Annotated in this window: 21 protein-coding genes; 8 read left to right on the top strand and 13 right to left on the bottom strand. The window is 29.3% G+C overall.

Annotated features, from left to right (window positions below):
* The first annotated feature begins 44 nt into the window (after window positions 1–44).
* Window positions 45–572 (top strand): SRPBCC family protein, encoded by a 528-nt coding sequence (locus B2217_RS11060; RefSeq protein ID WP_244957941.1) that lies wholly within the window; start codon window positions 45–47, stop codon window positions 570–572.
* Between the two features lie 45 nt (window positions 573–617).
* On the opposite strand, the gene B2217_RS11055 is transcribed toward B2217_RS11060, so the two are convergent.
* The 7 genes from B2217_RS11055 to B2217_RS11025 all read right to left on the bottom strand — a co-directional run bounded on the left by B2217_RS11055 (window position 618) and on the right by B2217_RS11025 (window position 7561).
* Window positions 618–1220, bottom strand: coding sequence for a DUF417 family protein (locus B2217_RS11055; RefSeq protein ID WP_180904504.1), 603 nt, complete (start codon window positions 1218–1220; stop codon window positions 618–620).
* 64 nt (window positions 1221–1284) lie between these two features.
* A complete protein-coding gene (locus B2217_RS11050) occupies window positions 1285–2109 on the bottom strand; it encodes an AraC family transcriptional regulator (RefSeq protein ID WP_244957940.1) in 825 nt (274 codons plus the stop codon).
* Between the two features lie 427 nt (window positions 2110–2536).
* Window positions 2537–3085: a hypothetical protein gene (locus B2217_RS11045; RefSeq protein WP_180904503.1), complete on the bottom strand. Its 549-nt coding sequence runs from the start codon at window positions 3083–3085 to the stop codon at window positions 2537–2539.
* 10 nt (window positions 3086–3095) lie between these two features.
* The gene (locus tag B2217_RS11040) at window positions 3096–3638 is read right to left on the bottom strand and encodes a hypothetical protein (RefSeq protein WP_180904502.1); all 543 of its coding nucleotides are present in this window, start codon (window positions 3636–3638) and stop codon (window positions 3096–3098) included.
* Between the two features lie 300 nt (window positions 3639–3938).
* Window positions 3939–4571, bottom strand: a complete 633-nt coding sequence (locus B2217_RS11035) for a response regulator transcription factor (RefSeq protein ID WP_115000421.1) — start codon at window positions 4569–4571, stop codon at window positions 3939–3941.
* 3 nt (window positions 4572–4574) lie between these two features.
* Window positions 4575–6845: a sensor histidine kinase gene (locus tag B2217_RS11030; RefSeq protein ID WP_180904501.1), complete on the bottom strand. Its 2271-nt coding sequence runs from the start codon at window positions 6843–6845 to the stop codon at window positions 4575–4577.
* A 122-nt stretch (window positions 6846–6967) separates the two neighbouring features.
* Window positions 6968–7561, bottom strand: a complete 594-nt coding sequence (locus B2217_RS11025) for a hypothetical protein (RefSeq protein ID WP_180904500.1) — start codon at window positions 7559–7561, stop codon at window positions 6968–6970.
* A gap of 82 nt (window positions 7562–7643) precedes the next feature.
* On the opposite strand from B2217_RS11025, the gene B2217_RS11020 reads away from it, so the two are divergent.
* Window positions 7644–7811, top strand: a complete 168-nt coding sequence (locus B2217_RS11020) for a hypothetical protein (RefSeq protein ID WP_180904499.1) — start codon at window positions 7644–7646, stop codon at window positions 7809–7811.
* A gap of 45 nt (window positions 7812–7856) precedes the next feature.
* Here B2217_RS11020 and B2217_RS11015 read toward each other — a convergent pair whose 3' ends face one another.
* From B2217_RS11015 to B2217_RS10990, 6 genes are all read right to left on the bottom strand, one after another.
* Window positions 7857–8099, bottom strand: a complete 243-nt coding sequence (locus B2217_RS11015) for a hypothetical protein (protein WP_291122571.1) — start codon at window positions 8097–8099, stop codon at window positions 7857–7859.
* A gap of 314 nt (window positions 8100–8413) precedes the next feature.
* Window positions 8414–8539 (bottom strand): hypothetical protein, encoded by a 126-nt coding sequence (locus B2217_RS11010; protein ID WP_244958057.1) that lies wholly within the window; start codon window positions 8537–8539, stop codon window positions 8414–8416.
* Window positions 8540–8583: 44 nt separating this feature from the next.
* Window positions 8584–9264, bottom strand: a complete 681-nt coding sequence (locus B2217_RS11005; RefSeq protein WP_180904497.1) for an NAD-dependent epimerase/dehydratase family protein — start codon at window positions 9262–9264, stop codon at window positions 8584–8586.
* A 3-nt stretch (window positions 9265–9267) separates the two neighbouring features.
* A complete protein-coding gene (locus tag B2217_RS11000) occupies window positions 9268–10146 on the bottom strand; it encodes a flavin reductase family protein (protein WP_180904496.1) in 879 nt (292 codons plus the stop codon).
* Between the two features lie 9 nt (window positions 10147–10155).
* Window positions 10156–11124 carry a fumarylacetoacetate hydrolase family protein gene (locus tag B2217_RS10995; protein ID WP_180904495.1) on the bottom strand — a complete coding sequence of 323 codons (969 nt, stop codon included), beginning with the start codon at window positions 11122–11124 and terminating at the stop codon, window positions 10156–10158.
* Between the two features lie 304 nt (window positions 11125–11428).
* The gene (locus tag B2217_RS10990) at window positions 11429–12025 is read right to left on the bottom strand and encodes a DUF6266 family protein (protein ID WP_414647364.1); all 597 of its coding nucleotides are present in this window, start codon (window positions 12023–12025) and stop codon (window positions 11429–11431) included.
* A 461-nt stretch (window positions 12026–12486) separates the two neighbouring features.
* On the opposite strand from B2217_RS10990, the gene B2217_RS10985 reads away from it, so the two are divergent.
* The 6 genes from B2217_RS10985 to B2217_RS10960 all read left to right on the top strand — a co-directional run bounded on the left by B2217_RS10985 (window position 12487) and on the right by B2217_RS10960 (window position 17392).
* Window positions 12487–13335: a hypothetical protein gene (locus tag B2217_RS10985; RefSeq protein WP_180904493.1), complete on the top strand. Its 849-nt coding sequence runs from the start codon at window positions 12487–12489 to the stop codon at window positions 13333–13335.
* Between the two features lie 142 nt (window positions 13336–13477).
* Window positions 13478–14191, top strand: coding sequence for a hypothetical protein (locus tag B2217_RS10980; RefSeq protein WP_180904492.1), 714 nt, complete (start codon window positions 13478–13480; stop codon window positions 14189–14191).
* Window positions 14192–14380: 189 nt separating this feature from the next.
* Window positions 14381–14899, top strand: coding sequence for a hypothetical protein (locus B2217_RS10975; RefSeq protein ID WP_180904491.1), 519 nt, complete (start codon window positions 14381–14383; stop codon window positions 14897–14899).
* Between the two features lie 478 nt (window positions 14900–15377).
* On the top strand, window positions 15378–15881 hold the full coding sequence (locus B2217_RS10970) for a hypothetical protein (protein WP_180904489.1): 504 nt from the start codon (window positions 15378–15380) through the stop codon (window positions 15879–15881).
* A gap of 43 nt (window positions 15882–15924) precedes the next feature.
* Complete coding sequence (locus tag B2217_RS10965; protein ID WP_291122569.1) at window positions 15925–16521, top strand: hypothetical protein; 597 nt, start codon at window positions 15925–15927, stop codon at window positions 16519–16521.
* A gap of 82 nt (window positions 16522–16603) precedes the next feature.
* On the top strand, window positions 16604–17392 hold the full coding sequence (locus B2217_RS10960) for a hypothetical protein (RefSeq protein WP_180904487.1): 789 nt from the start codon (window positions 16604–16606) through the stop codon (window positions 17390–17392).
* The last annotated feature ends 62 nt before the right edge of the window (window positions 17393–17454 follow it).

The raw sequence follows: 17454 nt of genomic DNA, 5'->3' as shown, positions 1-17454 counted from the left end.
TAATCAAAATAAAATATAAATTAGTAGTAAATAAATTACACTTTATGAAACTATTAAAACGACTACTTTGGATTGTTGCAGGACTATTTGTTGTATTAACTATTACGATGTTTGCGATTGGGAAAAAATATCATTTTGAAACAACAAGAGTATTGAATGCGCCTATCGAAAAGGTGTATGAACAAGCGAGTTCTTCAAAGAAATTTAACGAATGGAATCCTTGGATGGATTTAGACCCTAATTTGAAATTAACTTATTCTGGTACGCAAGGACAGCCTGGAGATGAGTATTGCTGGGAAGGAAATGACGATGTTGGACAAGGTTGTCATGTGATTACGGCTTTGGTTCCGAATCAAAAAATTGCAACCAAAATGATGTTCAAAAAGCCTTTTGAAAGTGATGCTACTTCTGATATCGTGGTAACAAAAGAAGGAAACGGAACGAAAATTACGTGGAGTATGGATTGTGAATTGGATTACCCAATGAATTTGATGAAACTGATGATGGATTCGCAAATGGAAAAATCTTATGGAAAAGGTCTTGATAAATTAAAAACTTTAGTAGAAAAATAATCAACAAAAATGGGAAAGCAATTAATCTTTCCCATTTTTTATAGACTATCTTTTTAATATTCTTTTTGCTGCTTCGGAAGTACAAATTAGTCCACCTGCCATCATGATAATATCTTTTATTACTAATCTTCCAGCACCTGATAAATAAGGAAATCCGAATTGTGGAGTAGGGAAGTCGCCTCCCAAATTAAGTACATATACTTCTGGAGTCGTAATTAAAAATGAAAGCGTCACAATGGACATTCCGAAGGTTAATAATCCTCCCCAAAAACCTATTTTCGGAAACCATATTCCCAATAGAACTAATATTCCGATTCCTACAATCACAGCTCCTAAACCATAGGAAAACACATAAGTTCTGTTTTTTGTATGCCAATCAATATTTTTTTGAACTGTTTTTCCTTCTGGATTTTTATATAAAGTATAAGCAGCAACCGTTTTTCCGTTTTCATCTACCGAAGTTTCGTGAACATTTTGATAAAAGAAACTCATAAACGGACTGTTGATTACGAACGGAACAATGCCATCGGCTTCGTATTGAAAAGCTTTCAAGCCACCAATCCAAATCATCACAATAGCGATTGCAATTCGAAGAAAATGAACAAATTTTTGAGAAGAATTCGCGAAAAATAAAAGAAAGTGATTCATAATATTATATATTTAAATCACAAATTTACAGCCAATTAATCTTCAAATGAATGGACAAAAAAGGTTATTCAATGGATTTTTTAGCTACAATTGATACTCCAACTTGTTCTCGAAAAGTTTTTGGTGAAACACCTACTTCTTTTTTAAAATAACGGCTAAAATAAAATTCATCTTCAAAACCTAAATCACGAGCAATTTCTTTGATGCTTTTATAGGTGAGATGAATTTCTTTTTTTGCTTCTAAAATCAATCTTTCTTGAATTAATTTTGAAGGAGTTTTTCCATAATTTTTCTTGATTTTTTTACTAAATGCATCTACAGATAAATGATAATAATCGGCATAGTACGAAACAGATTTTTCGTTAATAAAACTATTCTCTAGAAGATTATAAAAGTTTAACGAATCGGTTATTTTGGTAGAATTTGTTTCGTTCTGAATTTGTTTTTCTCGACTACTCAAAGCCAAAATGAGTTGCAAATAGGTTTTAGAAACTGCGACATTGTATGAAAGTTCGAGGTTTTGTAAAGATTTAAACTTATCAATAATCCATTGAATTTCTTCATATATAGGATCAGAAACTCTAACAAAAGGTGTTTCGTAAATAGAATTGAACAAAATTCCATTACAAGCAACTTCCTTTTTGTGGTATTCGATGCAATAAAAATCCCCATGAAATTTAAGAATTTTTACATCCGTAAAAGCTGTTTTTTTCCATTGCAACAATTGGTATGGCGAAAGAAAAATCAAGGTTTTTCCTGTAGTTGAATATTCATTAAAATCAATTGAAAAATTAGCCATTCCATCCATGATCACAATAAAATAATAAGGAGAAGAAATATCTTTTTTGTTAAAATTTTCTGGATCAAACAATTGCAAATCGATATTCAAAATAGAGTTTTTTACGTTTTGATCAAATTTAGTAAGTTTAAAATTAAATCTTCTATAAATAGATTCTTCAAATCAAATCATTTTTTGATTATCGTATATTTATAATTTATTAAATAATTGAAAGTTATGTATTTAATAGTGTTTTTGTTATGTCGTTAATGAAATAAGTACTAATATAATTAAGACTTGTTAAATCTCTGTTTTTGTCCATACAATTATTAAAATCACTGCACTTACAAATAGTCCAACAATTCCACTTATTAGAAACGAAACAAAATAATAAGTACTTTTTTTCGGTTTATTTTGTATAGTATTGACAATAAGTGCAAGGATGGTATATAAGATTCCTGATCCAAAAAATAGCATTAATACGAGAGAGATTAAAGCGCCTTCTATATTTAAGTTTGCAGATGATAGCATATGGTTGTTAGTTTGGATTTGTGATATTCTTCTTAGTAGACAAATCAAATGATTTTTCAGCTACAAGTTTCAATTTCGGAAGTTTTGAACCTGTGCGTTGCGTGACGCGATCTTCATACAGTTCAATTTTAATTACTTTCGCATTTTTCGGAATCGTATATGATTCCATTTTTGAATAATTATATCCTTGTACCGTTGCACCTTCTTTTCCAGCAATATTGACAATTTCTGTAAAATATTTTAATGTGATGGAATCTCCAATTGGTTCAGATTTTTCGAAACGTATTTTTTTAACTTTATTGATAGAAAGTCCACCAGAACTAATATTTCCTTGTAATTGAAAAATTAGTTTATTATCCGATTGATTTTGCATTAAAATAGCATGTTCCAAACGAGCTGTTTGGGGTACGTATCTTGACTGTGAATAGATTCTGCCCGTTTCAGTATTTTGCGCAGTTACTCTGGCAGGAGCCGCTAATATGGTTTCTATTTTCAGTTTGTTTTGTGCTGAACAGCTCAAAAAAGGGAATAACATCAATATATATAATAATTTCATTTTTGATAAATTATTTATGGTAAACTTTTAAAGCTTTGATTTCATACGTTTCTTTATCAAGTGTATTAACTTTAAGAGAAACGTATTTTTGATTGAACTTATCTAAGTAACTATTAGTGTTTTTGTCATATTTGAATGCTTTATTTAATTCAGATTTTGAGATTATACGTGAAAAATCGTTTTGAAAATTGACTTGATCTAGTTTTGAAACTTCATATTTTTTGAATGAAGTTGAATCATAAAAATTATTCTTTTCGAAATATAAATCCAATCCTAATGATTTGTTAGAGAATTTGTAGGTAATAGTATATAGATTGTAATCGTTTCCGCAATATTCTAAAGTATCATTTGTTTGATAATTGTTTTGAATCGAATCTTTCTCGAATGTGATATGTTTTGTTTTACTAAAATTTTCAAAATCTTTTATTGTTGATTGATTTAATTTTAACCCTTCTATTTCCCAATTTTTATCAATTGAAATTTTATCCGTTTCTGTTTGTAGTTTATTACATGATATAATAACTAAAGAAAAAAACAACAGTACTATTTTCATAATTTAAATAATTAGGAGAATCACTTACTAGCTTAGTTAATAATGATTTATTTTTAATAACTATTTATCAAAATTGCAAAAAATAAAGAAGGAAGAGGTCACTACTTTTAGCTAATTTGTAATAAAAAAATCGCTTAAGTAGAGAACTAAGCGATTTTTCAATAGAATGTAGTTAAGGTAATAAGAATTGGTTAGTAATCTTATTTTGGGTTGTTTAGTCGGTTGAAATATAGGTTGTTATTTCTTTTTCAAAATTGATGAAAATTTTAGAATTAAAATATCCCTATTTATAGGTATTTTTTAAGGTTTTGAAATCAATCCATATTCTATGGCTGATGTGATTGCCGAACTTAAATTTGATGTTTTAAATTTTTCGATCAAATTCTTACGATGGCTGTCAACTGTATGTGTACTGATAAATAATTTATCTGCAATTTGTTGTGTTGTTAATCCTTGCGCAGCTTCAATTAAAACCTCTTTTTCGCGACGTGTCAATTTCGGGATCGTATTCAAACCATCTTTTTCTTTTTTGCTCATCACACTTTTGGTTTGCGAACAAAGAAATTTCTTTCCATCAAAAATAGAATTAATTCCTTCTAATATTTCATCAACAGAAGCGTTTTTCTGAATATAACCAGATGCACCTTCTTCCAAACAACTATTAATCACAGCGTATTCATTGTGCACGCTCAACATAATAATGTGCATTTCAGGATATTTTTTCTTGAAAGGTTTAATCAATTCAATACTATTAGTGTCCGATAAATTGATATCTAATAAAAGAATATCAATTTCTGTGGTTTTTAAAGCTTCTTGTAATTGTTGAGCCGAAGCATAACAATCGACCACTTGTAAATTTGGTTGATTACTCAAAATATTTCGCAAACCTTCTAATAATAATGGATGGTCGTCTGTGATTGCTATTTTTATCATAAGTTATATTTTAGGAAATTGGAACTCTATACTTGTTCCTAAATCGATTTCTGAATGTATATTTAATTGTCCTTTTAAAAATTGGACACGCGACTGAATATTATGTAAACCTGCTGATTGCGTTAGTTTTGTATTATTCATATCAAAACCTTTCCCGTCATCTTCTACAGTGACAGAATAATTGTTTTCATCTTCAACAAATTGAATGATAATTTGTGTTGCATGTGCATGTTTAATGGCATTATTTACTAATTCTTGAATGATACGATAGACCAATAATTGATGCTCTTTGTCAAGTGAATTCGTATAGCTCAAAAATTGAACATCAATATCCAATTGTTCATTCGACATTCGGATTGCATATTCTTTTAAGGCTTCTTCCAAACCATATTTCAACAACAAATCTGGCATTAAATTATGAGCTACGCGACGTAATTCATCAACAGCTCCATCTAATTGTTGAATAGATTTTGCCATGTCCTTTTTAGAATGATCGTCAATTTTATCGTTTAAATGAGTGAGCTGAATTTTTGTTCCAGAAAGTAAACCGCCCAAACCATCGTGTAAATCACGTGCAAGACGAGCTCGTTCTTGTTCTTCACCATTAAGAAGAGCCGTTAAAGTGGATATTTTAGAATTTTGACGTTCTTGTTCGATTTCCAACTTGTATAATTCTTCACGTTGCTTTAGATGTTTGTTACGTTGTTTTAAAGCATAAAGCAATAATCCAAGTAAAGCAATAAAGAAGATGATAGAGAAAATGTAATATTTGTTTAATTTATTCTTGAAATTAAGTTCGGTGATATAATTAACCAATTCATCTTTTCTATTTTTATTTTCGAGTTTAGAAAGCCTTAAATTTTGTTCAGAAATCGTTAATTCTTGAGAACGTTTATCAGATTCTAATCTGGTTAATTTTAATTGCTTACGTTGAAATTCTTCACTTAATCTAGAATTTTCTAATTCTTGTTCTTGTTGAATTCCTAATGAATGCATCAGTTGAATTTGTTGTTCTTTTTTCTCGGCTTCTAATTGCAAACGAATCATTTGTTGTTGTTGACGTTCTTTATCAAACTGAGCTTCCAAACGTTTACTGATTTGCGCTTGCTCGTTATCATAAATTTCTTTGTAAGTGGAAGTGTACAATTTATAATAACGCAAGGCTTCTTTGTAATTTCCTTCACGATCTTCAATATCAGATAAACTCAAATACAGCGAAAGTAGAATATTCTTGTCTGGAATTGTATTTTCATGAACTTTTATAAGCGAATTAAGTAAATAGTTTTTTGCAGTAGAAACTTCATTATTTTGCAAAGATAATTCTGCTAAAATACCATTGGCGGCGGCAACGTGATCGGATTGATTATTTTGTTCTCCAATCTCTTTTGCCAAATAAGCATATTTGATAACTTTTCCTTGATAGTTTTTGGGATAAAATTGAAGATATAAATTGGCTAGATTAATAGCTACAAACGACAAGTCTGTTGCGGTAGCCATTTCATTTTTGTTTTTATAATACGTATTTATGGCGTTAGTATAATATTTTTCGGCTAAATCTCGTACTAAAATATTTTTCTCGTTTTGCATAAATTTTTGCTCATACATGTATCCAATCGACATATAAGAAGCAAAAATTAAATTAGGATTATTTTGTTTAAGTGCTACTTCTAGAGCAAGTTTGCTGTATTTTTCTTGTAATTCATAATCATCCCATCTCGAATAAATTCCAGTCAATTCGTTATAAATAGAACTCATTCGTGTAAGAACAGTTGGCGTAACAGTAGCTTTATCTAGAAATTTAAGACCATCAATAAAGTTTTTTACAGCCTTAGAGTCTTCATTGTTTCTTAAATTCAACCATCCTTCGCAATATTTAACATATCCTTTTGTTGAATAATCAGTTGTGCGTCCGCTGTAATAAATTGCTTTTTGCAAATTATAATTTGTTGCACTCAAATTATCATCAATACGATTATTCATTGCAGAAACAGCATGTAAATATGCAGCATATTTTCCGTCACTCAGTTTTTCGGCGCTAGAAATATTTTGTTTCAAAACAGCGAAAGCTTTTTCTTTTTGATTATTAAACAATAAAGCTTGCGCATATTTTCCTGTTATTTCGTATCGTTCAATAGAATTAGGAGCTGTTTTATTATATTGATTCTCAAAATTAATCAGTACTTCTTGTGCATTAGAAATTCCACTAATAGCAAATAAAATGATGACTATAAGTTGGAAAAAATGAATTTTTAAAGCACTGTTACTTTTTAACATATTGTGATGTTGAGTTTATTTGAGCTAATATAATGTCTTTTGTAGAATCAAAGAAACTAAAACAATCCGCAGACTGTTTTAGTTTACACATAAGTTGAGGTAGGTTGAGGTATAGGTTATTGTTATTTCTTAAAATTAATATGAATGTTAAAGAATTCACCCTTTTGAAGAATTCCGTCTAAATTTCGATCAATAATTAAAGCAATATGTACTTGATCGTTGTCGTAAATATTCCAATCCATTTCAGCGTCGTATTGATAGACACCTTTTAATGTCCATTTGTAGATATCCCAATTTCCTGATGTTCCAATTTTATCCACACGTTTTTCATTATTTGAAACATAATATAAATATTGATGTCCATCATACGATAAAAACGGATAATATATGACTTGGTTTTTCTCTGCAGCAAAACCACTACCAGATTCAAAATATGGAATGCTTTCTATTTTTATTCCTTCTTGAAAATTAACATCAGCCGAACTATCAGTTACTAATGCTTGTGCAGCATAAAACAGATTTTTCTTCTCTTGATAAGGTTTATTTAGATATTCAATACTAAATTCTTCAGGACGAAGCGTAATTATTTGATCAGCTTCATTAATAGTATATGTTTTATTTCCTTGTTTTATTATAAGATTGTTAGTTGTATATTCTTGTGCATTTCCAAAAGAAGCCAAAAGACTACAAACCATTAGAACCATTATTTTTTTCATCTACTTTTCTATTTTGATAGTGCTAAATTATCTCGAAAATTCTTCAAAAAACTCACTATAATTATTGAATTTACTAGATTAAATGGTAAATGAAAGTAATAACGAATTTAGTTTAACTAATGGTACAAGAATAACAACTGTGTACAAATATCAAAAAGTAGATGAAAATACGCTGGAGCTGATAGAATATCGTGATAAAAATAATGATGGAAAAGAAGATAAAGTCTTAAATTATTATGAACGTAAATAACGCAAAAAGACAACTTAATTAGTTGTCTTTTTATTAAAAATTATTTCAATTCTGCGAGAAAACAATATAATTCCCTGCTAATTTATCTTTGTCAATATCAAACAAATGCAATTCAATTTCTTGTTGAATTTTCTTTAAATCTTTAATTGGTATTAATATCGAAGTCTGAAAAATAACTTCTGGTAATTGAGAATCTTCTAAATAATCAATGAAAACTAAATCTCCAACATCTAAATCATTTTCATTTTTAATTTTCTGAATTGCAAAATCTAATTTTGAATACTTCATAGAAGAATATTTTGTTTGATATAAACCAAAATCTCGATTATAACTAATTGTTTTATTATTTATAATAATATTCTCTTTTCCATAAATATTCCACAGAAAATATCGAATAATAAAATAGAAAATAAGGAAGCTGATTATAGAAATTGGAACAATGAAATTTTGTGGATCCGAATCAATTATTGTGATTAAACTAATCGGAATTGAAATCATCAATAAAATGCAAAAGAACAAAAAGAATTTTCTCCTTTTAGAAGGATTAATTTCTAAAGTGACGTACAAGTTAATGTTATCTTTTGCTATTTTATATTGATTTATCATCTATTCAATTCTTTTATCCTTGCTTTGTTTCTTCCGTCCAAAAGTGACGCAACAGCCCAAATTGCTGCGGGCAACCATCCAATTAAGGTGATTTGTAAGATTAAGCAAATAACGCCTTGTATTATTTTTCCTCTTAAAATGAATGATAACCAAGGTAGGAGTACGGCTAATATGATCTTTGTGTTGTATTTATTGAATTAATTATTTCGTTGTAATGTAAAATTGAAACTTTATTTGATGTTGAATGCAAATCATTTTCAATAAGTGATTGTGCAACTTTTTCAGCTTCAATTGATTTATATTTAGATAGGCTTCCTCGCAAAAAGAAATTAATTAAAGGAAAAACTTTTGCACTTATATTCTCAGCCAAACGATATTCCGCTCGATTACCAATTAACAAAGATGGACGATATAAGAATAATTGTTTGATAGTATTCTTTTGCAAAGTTTTTTCGGCTTCGCCTTTCATTTTTAAATAAAAATTAGACGAGTTCGCATTTGCACCAACTGCCGAAATATAATGAAACTTAGTTAATCCTTTTTGATTCCCAAGCTTTGCAAATTGATTCGGAATATCGACTTCAATTTTATGATAAGCATCTAAATCAGGCGTCTTTTTTCGAGTTGTTCCCAAGCACGAAAAAATAGAATCTATTTGCTCAATTTCATCTAAATTAATTTCTGAATTGAAATCAGTTACGATTTCAATTAAATTTGGATCATTGATTTGTTGAGGTTTTCGAACAATTGTGACAATAGTAGAATAATCAGGATGATTGAATAACTTTTTTAAGAGAAGAGAACCAATTAAACCTGAGCTTCCTAAAACCAATGCAGTTTTACTCATTGTCTAAATTTTCATTAACAACCAATACCACGCACCATTTACATCACCTTGTTCCAAAAGTTTTGCTGCAACTTGATGACGTACTTCTGCAGATTTAAATTTCTGAATATCTAATCGTTCTGTCAATTGCTCTTTGAAATTACGAATCATTTCATTAGTTGGTAATTTTTCCACATTTCCTAATTGACCTAAATTGTTACTAGTTAAATAATTAGAATGCTTTACTTCATCTGGAAGTTGATCTATTCCCAAACCAATTGTACGCGTAGGTTTTTCGACTTCGAAGATAGATTCTGGAATAACTCGGCAATAATAATCGCCTCCCATGCGAGCAACTAAATCCAAATCATAAGGCGAAACTTTATCATTTTCATCCAATAAATCCTCTTGCACATGCATGCGCACAATTTCAGCAATCACCAAATTAGCTGCACCTGGTTGATCTGTAACAGAAATTACTTCACGCACTTTACATTCAAACTGAATCGGAGATTCTGCTACACGAGGCGGTTTTACCAACTCTGAAGGTAATTCTGTAAAGCCAGCTTTTACAAATTCATTTACACCTTTTGGATATTCCACACTTGCTAACGATTGTTGCTGAACCATGTTATAATTGACAATATTAATCACACATTCTGGGTGTTCCCAAATGTTTTCTAATGTATGTTTTGTCGATCCATCTCTCATTTTTCGAAGTGGTGAAAACACGCAAATAGGTGGATTTTGTCCCATCATATTGAAGAATGAAAATGGACTCAAATTCACATTCCCATCTTTATCTACCGTACTTGCAAAGCAAATAGGGCGTGGAGAAATGGCGTGTTTGAAAATGTCATCAAATTGACTTGTATTTGGCTCAAAAGATTTTGTATGTTGCATAAGTTGAGTTTATTGGGTATAAAGATGAACAGAATTTACTAATTTTCCTAATCCTGTAACAGACATTTCGATGGTATCATTTGGTTGTAACCATTGTTCTTGATAAGCTGGATTCTGACGTTTCCCAGTGCCATTCAATTCAAGAAAACAACCTGTACCAACAGTTCCAGATCCTATAATATCGCCAGGATAAAGTTTTACACCGTACGAAATACGTTCAATAATTTCCGCGAAAGTCCAATGCATATCTTTGAAATTTCCACGAGAAACTTCGATATTATTAACAGAACAAGACATTTCTAAATCATAGCAATTTCCAATATGTCCTTCTTTAGGCTCAACTTTATATTTTTCGATTTCGGTTGGAGTGACTAGATATGGACCAAACATAGAAGCAAAGTCTTTTCCTTTTGCTGGACCAAGATTCAGTTTCATTTCTTCCATTTGTAATGCACGTGCACTCAAATCATTTAAAACCATAAAACCACCAATATATTCGTCCGCATTTTCTGCTTTGATATTGATGCCTTCTTTTTTGATGACAATAGCCACCTCAAGTTCAAAATCCATTCGATCGAAATGTTTTTCCATTGCATAAACTTTTCCTAGACCTTGAATAGCTTGATGATTAGAAAAATAAAATACAGGAAATTGATCAAACTCAGGAATCATATCCAAACCTCTGTTTAAGCGAGAAGTTTCTACATGTTGTCGAAATGCATACGCATCTCTAAAACTTGCTGGATGAGGTATTGGTGCTAAAATTTGTGGTTCTTTTACCACCGTATTTTTATATTCACCACGTGAAATTTCGTGTGTAATCTGTTGACAGATTAATAGTGAAAACTCGTCATCTGCTAAGATTTCGATTAGAGTAGAAGGTAAGTTGTGATTAATTTTTGTCAAATCATAGATAGCATCTTGCCAAACAAGACCTACTTTTTCTTGCTGATTTTCTAAGAAAGTAACGAATTTCATTATTTGTTGTTTGAAATGTGAAGATACGAAGATGATTTTAATGTTGAGGTAATTTGTATCATTAAAGATTTTAAAAATCATACGGGCTAAAATATTTTTAACGTTATCCGTTGTGCATTTTGATAATTTTAGCAATTAAACCGTCAATTCGAGTGAAATTCTTTTAGAATTTTGTATCGAGAATAAGGTTTTAGAAGATAAAATTCTATTTTCGATACAATTTTTCTTCATTCTTCTACGTCGTTAATTAAAGTATTGTACCGAAAAATCACTCCAATCAACAAACTGCATTTCATGACTATCCTTATACAACTGTATGCTCGCCAAGGTAGATACTGGTACTCGCCATCGCCTTTGTTTCACTATTCAGAAACGCCCAAAAGTTAACCTTTTTGCCATTGTAATAGGTTGGTAAAGCAATATCTATAATCATAGAATTACGATTCTCAATATTTTGAAATACTTCAAACGAATTTAGTTCTTCACAATAGCAAATAACATTCACAAGATCCGAAGGCTGCGCATTGCCTTGCCCAGAATTATCTTCCCAATTCATTTGGAAAGTATCCCCACCAGCCGTATCTATCGTAGGTTGCAAAAAGCCAACCAGATCACCTTTTGATACCAACACACGCTCCAACACAATAACAGGCAAATCATTCACCATGTCCAATGCATTGCTCAGCGTATAAGACGTCGCAATGTTGTAGCGCGATTTTAACCCAACTCTATTCCCAAAATACAGATTAAGAACTGGACGAATTGGTTGCAAGAAACCAATCACTTTCTTGAATTTGATCTGCTGCATCAATTGCAAATCAGTAGGTCGCTTTTTCGATTTTTTTGGTAAACTGCGAATAATGTCTTTGCCACGCCAATTAACGCCTACTACAGTTCCCACTTTTCCTGAGAATCCACCAAGGATTCCTTTTTTAATTTCTGCCATAATTGCAAGTTTTTATTGTTAATATTCATAAAGTTAGCAACAGAAACAACACGATTTACAAAAACGCCATTTTGTGTCCACATTTGTCCGCTTCTGTCCACNNAAACCTCTATTCATCATAGGTAGATAAGATTCGTGTTTTTGGTCGATTTTTAGCTTGTTCGACCATCATTCGACCATTGTTCGACAAATCTTCGGAAAAACGGCATTCTCGTCGAAGAACGGTCGAAGAAAACACGAATGAAAGTGGGAGGAAATTTGGGATATTTTAATTTCACAACAAAGGGTTTGATTGTGATTTTTTTGTAAATTCGTTTTACATTTTACGAAATGTAGACATAGGGATATTTCACGAAACTATACTATATTTTACTTCGTAAAAACAACATTAGTTACAACATAAAACAACCGCACGAATGAAACGAGTTATCTATTTTTTGTCACTATTAATTTGTATAAAAACGTATAGTCAAAATACTGAAAAATTAACTAAACCTATTATTGAAGAGGGAAAGCGACTTTATAAATCGGAAATGTCATCATGGCATGGAACTGATTTATTTTTGTCTAAGTATCAAAATAGAGATAATATAGGTGGTTATTTTTCCTATACTCAAAATGATGAAAATATTAACGTTTTTTTCTCAAAATCTGAAACTCCAAAAATTATTGGAACAATCAAATTTGATGATACTTTTAATTTAGAAAAAGCAAATATTGATTTAACTGAAAGATATTTAACACAAGGAGAAAGTGAAATTTATTTGCTTAGAAATAAAGCATTAAATATCATTCAAAATGATACGATTTTCAAAACTTATCAAAATACAAATTTGAATTTAATACCATTGATTGATAAAAAAGAAAATAAAGTATACGTATTAACTGGACCTTCAGTGAATGGTGTTATTATCTTTGGTAATGATTATCTTTTAACATTTGACAAAAAAAACAACTTAAAATCAGCTAAAGCTCTTCACAAAAATATAATTCCAATCAATTACAAAAAAGGTGATGAAGTTGAAATGACTATGCATTCTCATTTGCCAGATACAGGAGATTTTATTACTGCAACAGATATCTGTACGCTAATGTTATATGGAAAAGCAACTGGCTGGAAACAACACAACGTGATTTCAAAAAATTACATGAGTATTTGGAATATTAACACAGACAATCTATTTGTTTTGACTATGGATGCTGTAAAAAAAATTAATGAATATCAAGAAAAACGAATAAAAGAACGAGAAAAAAGTCCTAATTAAAATGGCTGCATCTAAAATTGTCTTAGCAAAATGCGGAATTATAGGTATAATAGAAAGATTTGTAATATTTACACGCCGCTGCTTTTGAGATTTTACAATTTTGTATGTAGTTTATAATACTTTTTCTCTTAACAACAATTTTATGCGAACAATTCATGAAATAGAACTCTTAAAAGAGATATATGATAACCCTTATCCGTTTATTGGACAAAGAAATTTTAATCTTTTATATTGTTTTATGTGGAATAACTTTGAAAAGAATATTGAGGAGAAAAATTTTGAAAATAAGGACTTTGCAAAAATGCCGAGCTTTAGAGAGTTTGTAGAGAATAAGACTTCGATTAAACTTGCGTTAAGCGAAAATTGGACTTGGGCATTAGGTTTTGGTGTGGAAGATGAAAAAGAACTTTTTTTGAAATTTTATTCATTGCTATTTGAGTATGAAAAAGCATATCCGATTGAATATTCTACTATCGTTGAGAAGGATAAAGTGATTTTGGATATTGATCAAATAAAAGCAATAAGCGAACGACCTGAATTGTTTTGTATCCGTGGAGTTTCGAGTATTCGAGCTTATATAGATGGTGCTATATTTTTTAAAGAAAGGGCAAAGCAAATTTTGACCGAAGAAGAAAAGAAAATATTGGCTTTTATTAATTCATATAAATCACAAATAATTTCGGGAAACAATTTTGAAACTTGGGATAGAGTTCTTCTAAGAAAAAGAATGAATATAAATGAATTTACTTGTGGTAATTATCCAAATTCTTGGGTTATGAGTAGATTTTTTAAAATTTTAGAAGAAGAAACGCAACTAAAATTAAAAAGTTGGGATGAAATAAAAAATCACAGTTAATATGTGTACAAGAGAAAAAATTGAGCTAATTACGTAGTGTTGTTTTTTATATAGTATTTTTCTTATTTTAGAGAATCTGAAAAAGCATCGGCTTGGCTTGGTCTGAACTTTTAGTTTTTTGAAAGCCTGTATTTAGTCAATACTTTTTCCGTTGTACTCAATTTTATATCAATACTCTTACTCTACAAAATGGAAAGAATTAACAGACAGATTTATAATTCTAGAAGATTATTCTCAATAAATGACGAAATTATTAATTGGGATTTAAAAAAGCGTCACGGAATGCAAAAATGGATGGGGCATGACAGATATGGATTCATTGAGCTTAATATTTATGAATTAGAAAATTATAAAAATGAAGTAAATAAAGATTTTTCTTCTTATACTTCAAATATAGATTGGAATGTAGATGAAAGAATTTTCCCAAAAGAACTTTATCAAATTCATATTGAAGAACTAAAAGTATATGCTGATTTTATTAGTTCTTATATGTCTGCTTTAAAGGGAGATGACTTAGATTTTATTTTTGAAATTACATTTGCGGGTTTTCATGTTATTGATAGCTATAGAAAACATACTTATGGAAAAGCATTGATTGAAGCAATTGTTAGTTGTTTCGATGAAGAAAGTTTTAATATAGGAAAAAAACATAAAGAAAATTATCATTCCAATGAAGAAGTAAAATACAGAATATCCCAGTTCAAATAAAAACTGCGTAAACATTTACATTATATTAATAAAATATGGGATTTAAAGTACAATAGAAAAAGTAGAAATATTTAGTCATCGCTATTTATATTGTTTTTTTCTTTAAATTAGTGTAAATGAAAGAGTATTGACTAAATCTTATGAATACTTTTTTAAACATCTACAACCTTAAAAAATGCGTCAATGAAACATGTATTTTATCTTTCTTCGATTTTATTTACGATTTTTTCTTGTTATAAAAATACTACTGAGAATGAAATTCTACGCACAACATCTGATACTATTTTATCTTTCTTCGATTTTATTTACGATTTTTTCTTGTTATAAAAATACTACTGAGAATGAAATTCTACGCACAACATCTGATACTATTTTTATTTTCTAAGACAAAAAATTAGGTAGTAAGCAATCTATTTATAACGATAATAACAAGAATAGTGTTGATTATAAGAAGGTTTCTTATTTTAATTATAATTATTTGAATGATGATACTTATAACTTTTCTTACAATAAATTGAAAGAGGAAGGTGCTACATTTCAATCTCAAAAACCTATTTTGGAGATAAAGAATTGGATTCAACTTCATAGGTACAAAAACGACTATTATGTATATAAATCGTGTGATTTTCTTAATCATCAAATTGCAATAAATGACTCGGCTTTAGTTAATTGGACGATGGAAGGACCTTTTGCAAATAAAATTGTATCACAAAAGAAAGTAGATTCAAACAAATATGAATTTGAGTTGAAGGGTTCTGAGGATTGGAAGATTAAGATTTACCTTATTGATGAGAATAAAAAAATAGCCATTTTTGAGGAAACTTATATGAATGAAAAACCTACATATTCGCTTATGACTGATGCGGATACGATGAATCAATTTCCAATAATCGTAAACAATTGCGAACATCATAAACAATCAGAATTAGATTTTGACACGATTAATTATTTAGAATTGTTGAAGAAGAATGGTTATAAATGATAGTTTGTAGTCATTTTCTTTTTACAATAATATCCTAAGCTATATGAAAACTATATTAATCACAATTGCTCTTTTTTTGATGTCAAATTTTTTGTTTGGTCAGACTATAGAATCTGGAGAATACGAATTTGGATTTAAATTAGCATTTGACCAAAAAACAAAAAAGCTAACTGGTTATTTTGAAGATTACACAGGTTGGAATGAAAAAACAAGCAGGCCTAATTTTTCATATATATTTTACATAGAAGGGCAGGTTACAAATAACAAATTTGTTGTATTGACATATTATCCTGAAGATAAAAAAGAAGATGCAATAAAGGGAGAAATAGAAATTATTGGAGAGAAAGCAATAAGAATTAAGCTTTCTAGTGAACATGGAGGTTGCTGGAATGTTCAACATTTTGCCGATGAGCCTGTCTTGTTTAATATGATGAACCAAACTGAATGGAAGCAAATAAAATATGTGGTGACAGATAAAACCTATTTTTATTCGGAGAAATTAGAAAATAAAAAACTGAAAGCTTATTTAGTTAAAAATGACTTTGTGAGCATTGATAGGATAGAAGGCAATTGGGCTTATTGTACATTTTACGGAAATAGAATAACGAAAGGTTGGATAAAAACGACGGATTTGAATTAAGTTATCAATCAAATCAACAATATTATACTGATTTGTTTAAGTATTTTGTTTAATTTAGATAATCAGAAACTTTCCAAATTCTATGCAAAAGATTTTTACAATATTTTTCTCCGCTTTATCAATTTCACTATTAAGTCAAGAGTATTTAAACAAAACTGAAAAATATGATTTAGAATTATTTAATTACTTGGATAGTATAACTGTAAATAATAAAATTGCAATTGAAACTTATCTAGAGTTTTCTAAACCTTTTTCTAAATGGGATATAAGACCAATTAAATATGAAAAGATATGGGCTTTAGAATCAATTAGAACGTCAAGTGAAGTTACAAATTTCTTTTGGGGTGGTTTTTCACAACGATATGGATTAACAGAATTTGAAGCAAGAGATAAACCGAATCAATTCTTAAGACAGGGACAAACTGATGAAAATTCAAATATTACATTTTTGAATGACAATATCAATAAATTTAAAACATTAGTATCATTAATTGGAAAAAGTAAAAATCAATTATTTCTAAATCAAAATACATTACAAAGAATTGATAACATTTTTAAAGAAAATGATTCTTATTGGTCATTTATAATACCAGACAAATCACCTTTTCCGATTTCAACAAAAGTTAAAATTGAAAAGAAATATAATTTTGATTCTCTTCAAAAACAAATTTTAGAAAAGATGATTGAGATTAATATCTATTCAATTGTAAAAACTGAAAATGGAATTTTCTTTTTAATAGATGGATTTACGGATAATTCTTATGGTTTTTATTTTTCCAAAACAAAAAATATTGAAATGAATAGTCATCTTTTTGAAATAATGATTTCAAAAAAAATAGATGATGAATTCTTTTATTACATCGCAAATTAAGATAATAGATAGCATCATTTTATCAAAACATGTGATTACATAAAACCAAAAAATCCGAGTCA

Source organism: Empedobacter sp. UBA7620 (assembly GCF_002484185.1).
Taxonomy (GTDB): Bacteria; Bacteroidota; Bacteroidia; order Flavobacteriales; family Weeksellaceae; genus Empedobacter; species Empedobacter falsenii_C.
This window is presented reverse-complemented; position numbering and strand designations above follow the sequence as displayed.